Origin of the sequence: Halorussus salinisoli, from assembly GCA_005239435.1 — an archaeon.
Lineage (GTDB): Archaea > Halobacteriota > Halobacteria > Halobacteriales > Haladaptataceae > Halorussus > Halorussus salinisoli.
This window is the reverse complement of the sequence record SZNP01000004.1, coordinates 130,231-144,048: the sequence shown is the minus strand read 5'-3', so window position 1 is coordinate 144,048 and position 13,818 is coordinate 130,231. Positions and strand designations below refer to the sequence as shown.

11 protein-coding genes and 1 pseudogene are annotated in these 13,818 nt (G+C 54.8%); 7 read left to right on the top strand and 5 right to left on the bottom strand.

Annotation, left to right across the window (positions count from 1 at the left end):
• Positions 1 to 36: 36 nt before the first annotated feature.
• Both E2484_RS12040 and E2484_RS12035 read right to left on the bottom strand, forming a co-directional pair.
• Complete coding sequence (locus tag E2484_RS12040) at positions 37 to 915, bottom strand: hypothetical protein (protein WP_137285476.1); 879 nt, start codon at positions 913 to 915, stop codon at positions 37 to 39.
• Between the two features lie 160 nt (positions 916 to 1,075).
• On the bottom strand, positions 1,076 to 1,318 hold the full coding sequence (locus E2484_RS12035; RefSeq protein ID WP_137285475.1) for a hypothetical protein: 243 nt from the start codon (positions 1,316 to 1,318) through the stop codon (positions 1,076 to 1,078).
• A gap of 182 nt (positions 1,319 to 1,500) precedes the next feature.
• Here E2484_RS12035 and E2484_RS12030 point away from each other — a divergent pair.
• Positions 1,501 to 1,995: pseudogene (locus tag E2484_RS12030) on the top strand (restriction endonuclease); the annotation flags it as partial.
• A 227-nt stretch (positions 1,996 to 2,222) separates the two neighbouring features.
• Here E2484_RS12030 and E2484_RS12025 read toward each other — a convergent pair.
• A complete protein-coding gene (locus E2484_RS12025; RefSeq protein WP_137285474.1) occupies positions 2,223 to 2,972 on the bottom strand; it encodes a hypothetical protein in 750 nt (249 codons plus the stop codon).
• A 198-nt stretch (positions 2,973 to 3,170) separates the two neighbouring features.
• Between E2484_RS12025 and E2484_RS12020 the strand changes: the two genes are divergently transcribed.
• Complete coding sequence (locus tag E2484_RS12020; protein ID WP_137285473.1) at positions 3,171 to 5,084, top strand: pentapeptide repeat-containing protein; 1,914 nt, start codon at positions 3,171 to 3,173, stop codon at positions 5,082 to 5,084.
• 26 nt (positions 5,085 to 5,110) lie between these two features.
• Here E2484_RS12020 and E2484_RS12015 read toward each other — a convergent pair whose 3' ends face one another.
• The gene (locus E2484_RS12015; protein WP_321112546.1) at positions 5,111 to 5,644 is read right to left on the bottom strand and encodes a macro domain-containing protein; all 534 of its coding nucleotides are present in this window, start codon (positions 5,642 to 5,644) and stop codon (positions 5,111 to 5,113) included.
• Positions 5,645 to 5,759: 115 nt separating this feature from the next.
• On the opposite strand from E2484_RS12015, the gene E2484_RS12010 reads away from it, so the two are divergent.
• Positions 5,760 to 8,345: a PD-(D/E)XK nuclease family protein gene (locus E2484_RS12010; RefSeq protein ID WP_137285472.1), complete on the top strand. Its 2,586-nt coding sequence runs from the start codon at positions 5,760 to 5,762 to the stop codon at positions 8,343 to 8,345.
• Positions 8,338 to 11,208: a UvrD-helicase domain-containing protein gene (locus E2484_RS12005; RefSeq protein WP_137285471.1), complete on the top strand. Its 2,871-nt coding sequence runs from the start codon at positions 8,338 to 8,340 to the stop codon at positions 11,206 to 11,208. The genes E2484_RS12010 and E2484_RS12005 overlap by 8 nt, the downstream gene beginning before the upstream one ends.
• A 138-nt stretch (positions 11,209 to 11,346) precedes the next feature.
• On the opposite strand, the gene E2484_RS12000 is transcribed toward E2484_RS12005, so the two are convergent.
• Positions 11,347 to 11,880 (bottom strand): hypothetical protein, encoded by a 534-nt coding sequence (locus tag E2484_RS12000; protein WP_137285470.1) that lies wholly within the window; start codon positions 11,878 to 11,880, stop codon positions 11,347 to 11,349.
• Positions 11,881 to 12,076: 196 nt separating this feature from the next.
• On the opposite strand from E2484_RS12000, the gene E2484_RS24975 reads away from it, so the two are divergent.
• From E2484_RS24975 to E2484_RS11990, 3 genes are all read left to right on the top strand, one after another.
• A complete protein-coding gene (locus E2484_RS24975; protein ID WP_170977325.1) occupies positions 12,077 to 12,229 on the top strand; it encodes a hypothetical protein in 153 nt (50 codons plus the stop codon).
• 37 nt (positions 12,230 to 12,266) lie between these two features.
• Positions 12,267 to 12,695 (top strand): hypothetical protein, encoded by a 429-nt coding sequence (locus E2484_RS11995; protein ID WP_137285469.1) that lies wholly within the window; start codon positions 12,267 to 12,269, stop codon positions 12,693 to 12,695.
• Between the two features lie 432 nt (positions 12,696 to 13,127).
• Positions 13,128 to 13,781, top strand: a complete 654-nt coding sequence (locus E2484_RS11990) for a hypothetical protein (protein WP_137285468.1) — start codon at positions 13,128 to 13,130, stop codon at positions 13,779 to 13,781.
• The last annotated feature ends 37 nt before the right edge of the window (positions 13,782 to 13,818 follow it).

Genomic DNA, 13,818 nt, shown 5'->3' with positions numbered 1-13,818 from the left:
TGATATATTTTCTTCAAGAAATAGGGTTCTTAAGAATCAGCTATCGGGGTTCGCCTGCTTGTGGCATTTTTCCAGTTTCGGATTCTCTTTCCGAACTTCCGGCTCTGACATGAATGCTTCCGAATCTTTGTACAGTTCCACGGCATCGATCACAGACCTGTCTATGTCTTCATAATCCTCGCCCATAATATCTGTGATGCTGATGGTTGTTGTGCCCGAGACCTGTCCCAGTGTGTCTTGATTATTGAGGATCCCGGGTATGTACGTTGACCAAAACACCATTGTGTTTTGATAGTCACCATGGATACGCACCGTGCTACAGTTAAGGAACTCGACGGAGGGGTTATCTGATGCCCTGTTAGTCTGGTTCTGGGTTTTCCGGTTCGGATTCGATGACTCTTGTTCGGTTTCTGCCGGAGTCGGGCTGGATGGATAACAAACCGCTTCACTACCTGGGTAATAACCGAATTCGTAAGAGGTCTCGGTTGCGAATACAGTCGCCGTAAGACCCTCCCACGACAGTTCTTGGTTAGCATATTCCCGCACCCACTCTCTTGGAATATACATTGAGCGATTTTGGAACTCACCGTCTCGCGGCCACTTAACGGACACCCGATTCACCGACTGAAATACTGATTCATCGTAGTTCAACATGCTGTAAAAGCCCTCAGTGATGACTGACGCATCCGAGAACCGGGTCGTTTGTTCTGAATCCGTCATCTCTACGTGGAGAACAACGCCACTAGGATGTTCTTCGGCACAGACAGAGTCTACTGCCAGTCCTTCTTGCTGAACATAGTTGTAAAGAAATTCTGCTGCCTCTGAATACAGCTGGTTCGATGCTGCTTGTGATGGTTCTTCATGAAACTGTGTGGCGGCAATCGGAGTTGATATGAGTAAAAGCACGGCCAACATAGCTATCGCTTGGCCGAACCACCGCCTGGTTTGTCGTCTGGATGGCGACCCTCTTTGCATGACTCCATAAGTCGTGAAACATGTGAATAGTTGTTTGTCTGACTTTTTGAATCCAATTACGGGGAATTATCGCGGAAATGTTTCAGTCTTAGAGGGATTCTCACCCGTTTTCATACAGCGTATCGAGTTCGTCGCAGAGCTCGTTGACTTCTTTCGCCAAATGCAGCAACATCCCCACCATCACAGTCCGCTCAACGTTGTCCGGATTCAAGGCTCCGCCAGCCATCGAGTACTGCTGTGCTCCATCATAGAGTCGGTCGAACCGTTGCTGAGAATCATAACGCAGGGCTCGCCGGTACGGTTGCCATTCGTCCTTCCAGAACATGAGCGTCGTCTGGACCATACCGTTCTCCATCGGGTAGACGAGCGTCTCGAAACCGCCGCCGACGAATCACGGCCCGAACTCGGTCTGCTGGCACCGGATCGTCTCGTCGCCCTTCGCTCGGAGGTGACAGACCGCGCTCACCTCGCTGTCAAAGGGCACTCGCTGCTCGAACCATTGCTCGTGGTCCGACGGACAGTCGCAACAACGTCACGTACAACAAGTCCTGCGAACCGAATCAGTCAGACGTCTCAGTACGATCTATCACGCCGGTCTATCTTCCCGAGATACGGCAGTCGACACGGTTGCAACAGTATTCGTACCCGTACGAATACTACGCCGCAGGACCATCTCGGGTGGTGACGGAAGATGGCATTTACCTCTGTGTCCAGTGCGGCGACGAAGACGCGTCCACGTTCACCTACTGTACGAACTGTGGGAGTATCAACTGCGAAAGCCACATCAAAACGGAATGAGTGGAAGAGACACCGGTCTGTACTGGCTGTGCCGTGACCGAGCGTTTTGCACTGAAGACGAAGTATTTCTACGACGAAGAGAACCTCAATACCTTCTATGAGGAGTACGAGGCGATGCCGATTCATCAGAAAGCGATGGAAAACCAGCCCCTGGCAATCGGAATGGTGGTCTCAATGATTATAGTCGCGACAGTTTTACTCACGTCGTCTGGCGTTCTCTGAAACCCTAATTAAATTTAATATAGATAACGATGGCTTGCTACTGTGATGCTTGCGGGGCCCGAATTCACAGTCCAGAAAATCTGAAGGTTTGCCTGAAATCGCACGACTGGATCAACGAGTACGAATCTGTAGATGTCCACATTGCGTGTCCCTGCCCTGATCACGGATGGGGACTTTGCGTACCCAAGAGATCAATAACGTCTGTATCGTCTATTGTTGCAAGGGCCTCAGCAGCGGCTGTAATACCGTTCGCAGAGTTCAGCGAAACCAGGAGGTCCGTCGAGGCACCTCTCTGCGGCTACCATCACTCCTTTGGCGTACTCCTCCAAATCTGTACAGTGCAAATCTTTTGCCCAGTCAGGTACCGTAACGTCGAGTTCTGAGACACGTTGCCTGAGATCCTCAGTGGAAAGTTCGGTTGACCCCGTCTTGACGACGTGACGGGCGTCCTTGAGCAGCGACTTAATCGCGTCTTGGCGGCGAAGTGCTCGTTTACAGCGGTAGTGAGAAACGTCAACACCGGCGGGTTGTGACGTGTTGAACGCGTATATTACAACGCCATTATGCCGGTGCAGGTCGCGAAACTCTTCGAGTGAGCCACAATCGAAGGCGTCACGGCGGGTGATCCAACCGCCAAAACGATACCGCCGCCAGCACTTCACGCCAGCAATATAGACAGGGTTCTCCCCGTAATCAGGCTCCAATTGGATGACGCCGGGTTCTGAATCCGGCCGCTCGTCTGGTGGCCATCCTTCCCATGGTTCATTCCCATCCTCGTTGACGGCGAGCTCATCACACGCACTACAGACCGGATTCGCATATCGAACCGGTAGATCGACGGCTTCTGCTTTCGGCGTTCCGCAGATGGAACATCGGAGCGTTGATGCTAATTCGTCGACACCCGGACCGCCAAAGTCGATGTCGTCTGAAGGTTGTGCGGCGTTAACGATACGGTCAATAGGGAAGTGTTCGCGCATGGATGAGGGTTGTACAGTTTAATCACGACCGTTTGTGGCCGTTCGTCCGGACCTTAATATATAACGTATAAATAATGTTTCTCTACTTTTTAGAATCTATACTGGGATTCCCACAGCAACCGGCTATGTGTTTAACGCCTGTTGATAGCGTCTGCTGTAATCGACATACGTATCCCATTTGAATTACATGGATTGCGCATGACTGAGGAGGTGAAGCGATGTACGTATACGCACGAAGTCTCCACAGAGCGGTTTGACGATTTGTCGACCGACATATGGCGATGCCCCCACGACGCTCATCCGAAAACGAATTATTGCCCGTTTCATCTTCCCGCTGACCACGGAGCACGATCTGAGATTGATTACGAGACGACATTCATGACAGTAGTCAGCGCGGCGGGAACCGACGAATATTCCGAGAAGCCTGAAAGAACAAGGATTATCGGTGCGAGATTCCCATCCCTTTCCCTCCGATTTACCGTAGTTGACGGTGATCACCGAGCTCCAATTGATCTCCGTGAGAGCGTCTTTGAGGGACGGATTGACGCGTCGAACACCACGATCGATCACGCCCTCTGGTTGTCCGGGAGCGAGTTTCATTCGACCGTCTCCTTCGCCGAAGCGACGATCTATGGGGCGGTTAATGTGAAAGACACTCGCTTTGCGGCATCGCTTCTATTTGACGAGGCGGAGTTGTACGCGCTTGACCTGTCCGACGCAGTGATTGAGGGAAGTGCCCGGTTTCGAGAAGCCAATGTCGACCAGACGCTCACCTGCCGGGGGGCGACGATTGATCGGTTCGATCTCGAACGCGTTGATGCAGACGGCGACGTCAATCTCACCGAACTTGAGACCAGTGCCCGTCTTCGACTTGACAATGCGGACATCGGAGGCCAAGTGGCCGCGAACCGGGCGATCCTGTCGAACGGGTTGTGGGCCGTTGACCTGACCGTGTCAAAGGGAGTCGCAATCGGTGACACCCATATCGGCGGGCCGGTTCACTTGGACGATGCGACTCTTGAAGGCCAATCGAGGGTGAACGCTGCGACCTTCGGTGACCGAACGTTCCTGCGTGACGCGACTGTAGAGACGCTATTGGTGAGTTCGACCACGTTCCAAGAGACCGCCGGATTTGACGGAACTACGTTTGATCGTGCCGAGTTCCGGGGTACGTCCTTTCACGAGACTGCGGAATTCGAGGCAACAACGTTCGAGACACTAGTATTTGTACCGAATCGAACCCCACGCTATGTTACCTTCCGAAGCGTGACAATCGGCGATGAAGTCCGTATTGCTCCAGAATCAAACCACGGTAACACCGATGTCAGGTGGCTTGATCTCAGAGAGTCAAAGTTGCATGAAGGGGCGTTGACCCAGCCCAAAAAAGGGTCGGTCGTGTATGATCTGGCTGGCGCGGAGGTCGGTGATGTGTCGTTCGAGGGGACGTCCCGGGGAAGCCTCTTGTCGTGGTATAATCTTCGACGAACAACGTTCGATGGGTTTGATTTCGGGGACTACCGACGCGAACTTGACGAAGCTGACTGGCGACTCCATGATCTCAATCCTTCGATGGAACAGGTCCGCCGATCTATCACTGCCGTTTCCGATTCTCCTGTCGATCGTCCGGAAGTTTTGGAAACGACCTATTTGAAAGCGCGAACTGAGGCCGCGAATAGGGGGGACAACGAGGCAGCGTCGCGGTTCTTCCGCCATGAGATGCGATGGAGACGGAAACGACACTTGTCACAAGTGCGGTCGGGCCATTCGGTGAAGCGCCGCCTCCAAGGACTCGCTCGTGGTGTCTACAACTGGCTGCTCGGGGCGATGACCGGGCACGGTGAACTGTCTCGACGCGTCGTGTACTCATCAACCTTCATCATCGTTGTATTCGCAGTGGTGTACCGAGCTACGTACGCCGCTGCATTCGAGGGAGAAGTGGGAATCACCGACTACCTCATCTTCAGCGCCCAGACGTTCATTACGTTCCTTCTCGGAACAGCGCCCGCATCGTCTCCGCTCGGTCTCCGGATACTCACTGTCGTCGAAGGATTTGTGGGAGCGTTCTTTGTCGCATTGTTCGTGTTCACGCTAACGCGGTCAGTGAATCGGTGAACAGGACATGCATTGGAAGATGATAATCAGCTATTCATTGGTTGGTCCGCGCGCTCCTGAACCCGAAATCGATCGTCAGCTGAGTACGCGATTATTCGGATGTCTGTCAACGTCGGCGAAGCAAACCGGTTGATTTCGTTAAGCATAGTATCTGCAACCGTCTCAGTATCAAGACCGCCGACACCAGAGCCGAGGAGCGGCAGGACGATTGATCTGCAATTGTGATCTTCGGCTGTTTGAAGAGCGTTTCTGGTCGCAGCGCGAACTGTTTCTTCTGTCGCATGACCAGTGGCTGGTTTCGCTGCTGCATGGACGACGTACTCCGCTGGGAGATTGAAGCTGTCTGTAATGATAACGTCGCCGGGATCGACCGGTGCTCGTTCGACCGCCGCTTCGTGGATGCCCTCGCCCCCGCCGTCGCGGAGTGCTCGCGCTGTACCGCCGTTCATTGCGAGACTCGTATCCGATGCAGCTACGAGCGCATCAGCCCGTTGACTTGCAATATCGCCCTCGATGACAATGAAATCCATATTGACAATAACGGATGAAACCACCGACATCACAATAAGTTGTATTGGTTTCTATCAAATATCGAATTTCTTATCACACTATGATCTCTGAAAATACTCTTAACGTTACGGTAGATTTTTCTATCCAGCATCGGCAATTCGAGAAGTGTCAATCCCCCGGGCAACGCCTCTCGATAATCTATACGAGCAGGTCGCTGAATACGACCTTGTCCTCGTTCCCGACGCACCGCTTGCCAGCGCACTCAACCGCCGGCTCGACAGACCGCACCTCGGGACATTCGCAATCACCCCACGGCGTCTCGCTGCCGGCCGACGCGAGGAAGCCGAGGATCGGACTGCGTTCCTCGAACTCGTCGACCGTACCGATCTCGATTGGAAGCGCAGCGCCTACGCGATCGGTAATATCCTCCAGTGTTGGGAACATCAGGGCCGCATCGACTCCATCCTCGAGTACGGTGCATACGCCGACGACGTGACCGAAGCAGCAGTCGAGTATATGGACGACCTCGAAACGACGTCTAGTCAGCTTACTGAATACCGTGTTCCGGAAGCTCAAGACGTTGCCGTCGTTGGCGAAGATCAGCTAACGACGCTCGAACGGTCGGTACTTCCGGACGACTACGACACGTTCAGTCCGTTCAGCGACGACGAGTTCGAGTGCCCACCGTTCCACATCTTCGACTCGACGTTCGCTATCGTCGACACGCTCGTAGATGTGCTCTCAGAAGAGAATGCAGGTGATGTCGCCGTCGTTCTCGATAGCACAAGCGAGTATTCCACGCTAGTGGAATCGGCATTCGAGTCCACCGGGATACCCTTCTATGGTGGTCCAGGATTCATCGACGATTCAGACCATCGAGCGTTCAGCCAGTTGCTTCGCGTGGCACACCGAGGAACCGATACCCGCGTGCGAGACGTCAAACCAATTCTGAATAAACTCGGCGTTACGGTCGACGTCGAACACGACGAAAAGCGCCTGCACGACCTGGACATACAAGCAGTCGAATGGCTCCGCGAGTTTTGTGACTCCGTCGAAGCAAGGACCTTCGAGGAGTCGCTCGCAGCGTTCGAGCGACGCATAGGTCGGTCCATGGACGACTTCCGTGCCGAGTTAATTGCGCTCGGAATCGATGACACCTCGGTCACAGAGGCAGCAGTGAATCAACTCGAGTTCTACCTCCAGTCGTACGAGGTTCCAGTCGACCGTGAGAACGAGGGCGTCCTCCTCGCCGACGCAAAATCGGCCGCGTACGTCGACCGACCAGTCGTGTTCTGTGTCGGTCTCGACGAGGGATGGACACACTCCGCCCCGCGTCGCCCGTGGGTCGACCGAGACGACCAGTACGTCAGGAACGTCCAGCAGTTCCAGCTCCTCCTTCAGAGCGGCGTTGAACAGTACTACCTCGTGCAGGACACCAGCGGCGGCTCCCCAGTCACCCCATGTCTGTACTTCGAGGAGCTACTCGACGAGGAATTTGAGAGGTTCAGCGAGCTCGAGTCAGTCACTCACTCGAAAACAACCCGAGCGCGAGGCGATGGCTTCGAGAAAGAGCCCGTCGACGTCTCCCCCACCGAGGTCGAAACAGTCAGTCAATCCAGCCTCAGTACGTACGTCAACTGCCCGCGCGACCACTTCTTTGGTCGTCTCGTCGATAGCCCCGACAAGGACTACTTTAAAGAGGGGAATCTGTTCCACGACTTTGCCGAATTCTACGTCGCTCATCCTGATGCCGTGGACGAGGACGTGATCGACGAGGTCATCGACCTCATCCTCGACGAGACTAGACCCTTCGTTCGGTCGGTCGATCAGAAAACGCGCCGGACAAAGTACAGGGTTGGACTGCAGAACATCATGGCGTTCCTCGCCGAGAACACACCCGAAAACGGGGAGTTCCTCACTGCGGACAGCGGCTGGGGACGAAATACGTTCGCCGACCACTTCGACCGGCCGATCGAGTCTCCGATTACCGAGCGTTGGTTCGAGAACGACGACTTGGGACTCAAGGGGAAGATCGACCTGATTCACGAGCCGACTCGGCTTATCGACCACAAGAGCGGCAGCCGAAAGCGAGCGTCGCAGGTGGTAAAGAACTCGGCCGTCGACCCGCCGAGCGACTCGCCGAACTTCCAAGCGCTCTTATACCTCACTCACTGGCGGACCCAACGACCGAGTGAAAAACTGGAGTTCACGTTCTTCCACTTCCTCGAGACGCTCGACGACGTTGTCACTGGCGACGCCAATCTCGACGACACACTCACGACGGTTACCTACCACCCAACATCGTTCGAACGTCACGCCCGGTCGCAGGAACTGTTCGAGGAACTCCGGGAAGACGGGTCCGGGAACTGCCGGAAGACGCTTGGAAAGGTCGAGTACGACGACTACCGAGCGGTCTTCGAAGCGGTATCGATGCCGGACACGGGCGACAGCGACGAACTCATCGAGTCGCCATTCGGCCAGCAGTTGACGACTCGAATGAAAGAGTGCGTGGGCGACTACAAGTACGTCACGTCGGGATGCAAGCAACTAATGCGCCAGTTGATGCGGGATCGAAGTCGCAACTACTTCCGGGAAGACCTCGACGCATTCGAGCAGTTCATCGACGACCGTCTGGAAGAACTGAACCGGCGGCGACGGGGGGACGAACGATTCCCCGTCGACGGGATCGGCTGCGAACCGAACTATCGCTACGTGGACAACCGCGACCTGATTCTCGAAACTAATGACTGAACCTAACGACCAACAACGGGAACTGATCGACAGCACCGAAGGCATCTATCTCGTCGACGCCGGCGCAGGGACCGGCAAGACGTTCGCGATTACCCGCCGCTACGCCAACATCGTCGAGCAACCCGGGATCGAACCGGACGACGTCCTGCTCGTCACGTTCACCAACAACGCGGCGACCGAGATGAAAGAACGCATCGTTGGACGAAGCCACTACGGCATGCGAGAGCTCGCCGACGCGCCGATTCAAACGTTCCACTCGCTGTGCAACGATATCCTGCAAGAACACGGCCACGCTGCACCGACATACCTCGGTATTGACGATGCTATCACCGGCTCGACCCGAATCATCGAAGATGAACTGGTCGAAAGCGCACTGTTTAGGGAATTTATCGACGGATTCAGCGACGGCCACCCCGAGTACGACGACCTCTTTCGGGCGATCTCCGACCCCGGAGAGCTCCTTGATCTCGTCGAACAATTGACTGCGAAGGGTGTATTCCCGACCGCAGACGGCTGGTACCGAGACGGGAAAGAACATCTCGATGGAGACGTCGACGCGTTCGAGCAGTTGTTCAACGAGGTGAACGAAGCACGGAACGGCGGGAGCAAGCAGTCCCGACTACGGTCGAAGCTCAGTCGCTACGGAAAGAACAAGTGTTACCTCCCAGACGCGCCCGACAGAGCCGACATTCGTGGAAGCGGAAAGCAGGTTCCCCGAACGCTTGCCACTGACGTATTCGAGGAGGACCGAACGGAACTGAAGCAGTTCGTTCACGACGTCTACCACGAGTATCTCGCGTTCGCGCTTCGACGGAACTATTTGAACTTCGGATTCCTGCAACTGTTCGCGTTCGTCCTGCTCTGTGAAAACCACGAACTGCGCGACGAGGTAGCGTTCGAGTATGTGATGGTCGACGAGTTCCAGGACTCCAGCGAGATCCAGTTCAAACTTGCATTACTCCTCGCCGACACGGACAACCTCTGTGTGGTTGGCGACTGGAAACAGAGCATCTACGGGTTCCAGTACGCCGACGTCGACAACATCATTGAGTTTGAGAACCGAATAGACGAGTTCACGTCCCAATTGAACGAGGACGCAGAACGCGTCTCCTTCGAGACCAACGAGGTGAACACCATCGAGTTCGTCGAGAACTATCGGTCGACCCAGGAGATACTGGACTTCTCCGAACACGGCCTGCTGGTCCCGGCCGCTAACAATGATAACGTCAACCTCGAAGAGACCCGACGTCGAATCACGCCACTCCGGTCAAACACTGACCACGAGAACACAACGATTGAAGCCATCCAGAGCGAAGCGGAGCACGAGTCAATCGTGGAGAAGGTGCAGGAGATCGTCGGAAGCACCGACTACCAAGTCGAGGACGAAGACGGTACCCTTCGCCCGGCGGAGTATCGCGACGTCGCGGTGTTGACGCGGACGAGAGATTTCGGCCGCGAGTTGCTCCAGATCGCCGAGGAGTACGGGCTTCCGATGGCCTACGAGGGCGGTATCGAGTTGTTCCGGACCGACCAGGCGAAGCTGCTGCTCGCGTGGCTCAGAATCCTCGAAGACGATCTGGACCGGGGCTGGGCGGTCGTTCTCGAAGAAGCGGGGTACACCCTCGACGAAGTAGATCACATCCTCGACCGGGAAAGCTATCCTGAAAATATGGTCGAGTTCCGTGACGAACTGGCCACGATGGAAACACACGGCGGAATTGCACGGCGCGTGTTCGAACGATACGGATACAACGGCGCAACGGCCGACGTGGTCCTACACACGATTCAGTCGGTGCATGACGCAACGACCATGACGCGGGGAGACCTCGTCCGATTCATCGAGCGTGGAATCGAAGCCGGGAGTACCCACGAAGTTAGCGCAAGTGCGGGGGCAAACTCGGTGACAGTACAGACGATTCATTCCGCAAAGGGGCTGGAGTACCCCATCGTCGTGCTCGCGAACATGAACCGTGGTGGGTTCCCCCCGTCCGGCGGCAGTGGTGGCGTCATCACCTACAATGAGCCAGTCGGCCTTCGCCAGCGGAAAGAATACGCCGAGGATGCCCACGGCATGTCTCACGTCTACGACAACTGGCGAACGGACGTGATTCGGAAATGCCTCCCGCGAGACTACGACGAGGAACGCCGGCTCCTGTACGTCGCCATCACGCGAGCCGAGAGCCATGTTATCTTCACAGCGGGGGAGGACCCGAACACGTTCATCGACGAGTTACCCGTCGACGTTGAGTCGGTGATTCCAGACCCCGACGAAGTTACTGTGGACGAAACTGAACAGGCTCAGCTTCAGGTCGACATCCCGACCCCTGAGGGACCGACGGGACACACGCCACATACGCTGATGCAGGATGACGTGTTCGAGGACGTCGAAGAGGGGATGGGGAGCGACTATGGGACGAAAGTGCATGACTTCGCTGAAGCGTACGCGCTCGGTGATGACGTTACGCCGGAGAACGACGATGAACGGCATATTCAGCGTTTCATCGATAGTCTCGATGGAGAGTTACTGGTGGAAGAAGACGCTTATCTGCCGGTGACGGTCGACGGGAGCCGTATCACGATTTCGGGTATCGTTGACCTCGTCCATGTCACTTTTGACCGAGTTGAGATCGTGGACTACAAGACCGACCGTGGCCGCCACGCTGAGAGTGAGTACCGCAAACAGCTCAGTGTCTACTATCACGTCGCATCGGCACAGTACCCTGATCGGACGGTCACAACAAGCATCTTCTACACAGATCTAGGGGTACGACAAACGATCGAGGCGATCTCGATGGAACAACTCACGACTGTTGTTCGAGAAGCTGAAACAGACAAGTCGACTACTCCCCACCTCGCGGAATGATATCCTGATTCCGTTCGGTTGCTAATTAGCGGCTAACCGTCTACTGCTTCAACAAATTGACAAAGTATATTTACTGCATGGTGGAAAAGGGGTGACTTGATGAGTAAGAAATTTTCCCAAAACTCGACCCACCTATACTCAGTTGTCCTTTCTTAGATTCCAATTAATTGTAGAGCAATTACACCGCATACTTACATCAGTCTGACCCTCTTGTACGATATTGAGACATGATCCGCACTCATCACACCAAAGGGCGTTATAAAGGTCTTTGTATGCCTTGACAGCAGGTTTCAATTCCGCTGGTGTACAGTGGGCAAATTCTGATTCGGTTTCATTCCAATGAACGTTGGGATTTAATGCGGCCCCATCTTTCGAAACCCGATCATTGATGTCAGTCATTCGACCGTCAAGTTCTACGAAATGTTCGAACTTGTCTTCTATTCCCCAAGAATTTGCTGCGTCCTTTGCATCTTTAACTAGAGATTTATAGCGTGAGACGACACCTTGATAGAAATCACCTAAGATCCACCGACTGTTCGCTTTGAATGGAACTTTGGCGTTCAGACAGTCAGAAGCCTCACGTAAAAACCACTCAGCCATCCTGCGTGTTTGATGGGCCGCAATCGATACGTTACCGGCGTCGAGTTCCTCCTGAATCGTCTCCCACTCCATCTCTGGGCGATCTCGGACACGATCGTATATCCCGGCGAGGAGACCAGCACCGCAGCCACCCTCTAATTGGGAGACGATATATTCGTCCCGGGCCGAAAATTACGGTCCTTGACCTCGGTCGAAACCGTCTGGCGCCGGGCACCCGAAGGCCGGTGCGGCATACCCCTGATAGGTCTTGTCCTCGCAACAGGTCCATATGGGACCCATCCGCTCAAAAGAGGTGGCCGAAGCCGCCGACCTCCTCGCCGCTGTCAGTGCCTGGCCCGACGAAGAGGTCGCTGCCCTGCCCCGATTCTATCGGGAAAAAGCCCAGGAGTACCGGCAACGGGCAGCCATCGAGACAGAGTGACCACAATGGATGATTCGTTTCCCCGAGGGGTTTCCGCATGCAAGTCGACCGCGATTACCAACCAGCGACCAGTACCACCGCGTCGTCCCTGGACGAATGGGCAGACCCGGCGATCGGGGCGTATCTCGAACAGTCCCAGCAGGCCGACCTCGATCGCATCGATACTGCCCTCGCCCAGATTGATGCCCAGTTGGCCGCCCGTGAGACGCTCCACGACGATATCATAGCGGAGTTGGACTGGCAGCTCAAGAAGTACGAACAAGAACGCGACCGCCTGGCGAAACCGGGGTTGTCACGGACTGCCGAGTGTGACCACGTCTATGCCCGGCTGCAAGAGTGCCGGCAAGCCCGCCGGGATGAACGCCGGGCCCACTGGCGGGACCGCCAACGTCTCGTCCGTGAACGACGTAAATTGCTCCAGGAACGGGCTGCAATCCGCGATGAAAACCTCTCTGAGATTCTGTAACGGTATGGGTCAAATCCTGTGACTTCCTTTGGGAACTGCAGGGATTGTGTGTCCTGCATCAGATTGAACAGTTCAGGCAGATCGATGGAACCGAAGATACTCTGGGCGGTTAGAGGCTGTTAATCACAGTAATGCCAAAGTGAGGTATTCCAGCCTAACACCGTACCCGTATGGTCCGGGCCATTTTGGTGATTCTTTACTCGAGAGCTTTCAGCACACTCCGTTGTTGTTAGAAAGTCCGTCAATATGGCATCGGCACAGTCCGATTTGAGAATCCATCTTGTTTCCAGTAATCTTTGGACCCCTGGGTGGGTATTGCAGATGGAGCGAACGCCGCTTTGAGGTCAGTTACTTTGAGAATCCTATAGTTTTTACAAACAGCCTCTGTGTACTGTGGTAACTTTTAACACGATTAGTACACAAGAATTGTGTATGACGGGCACGCCAAATGAAGACGGAACGAGGACACCACTCGCCTATTCGTCCGACCGAGGCCGAGGTATCCTCACTCCGAGCGACAGAAATTTCCTGCTCGAACGTAAGACCGACTACACCAAACACTCCAAGAAGCAAAAACGAACGCGAATTCGACGCCGTATCCGGAACGCCATCCTCGATTTCACTATTTTGTTTGAACACCTCGAAGATCGGGACCGCGAAACCGTGTTCAACCCCGACGATGACGCCCGCGACGCTTACACGCAGGGCATCACCGACATGCTGGCATTCTTCCACCTCGGGACGATGGGCTATTACACCCCGTTCAAGGATATGCTCGCCCAGGGAGTCAACAAATCAGAACAACAGTTGGCCGGGTCGGACTACCGGATGGTGACCGTCGACTTCAATGTCGACCCGGTCGGCCGGATTGACGTGGACGAAGTCATCGACAAGCTTGTACTCGGAGACTTCGAGGAAATTACCGACGAGGAGCTCCGGGCGTTCGTCCGCCTTCTTGCAGAGTCCGACGACTTTTCCGCCACCTCACTCCGTTCAGAAATGAAAGAACAAATGAATAAGTTCATTAAGCAGGTGAACGCCGCCGCCGACCAGCGTGAGCAGGCCCTTGAAAGTCTCAATGATTGAGACCAGGTGAATTACTAATTCGCTATCTTCCAGCCTC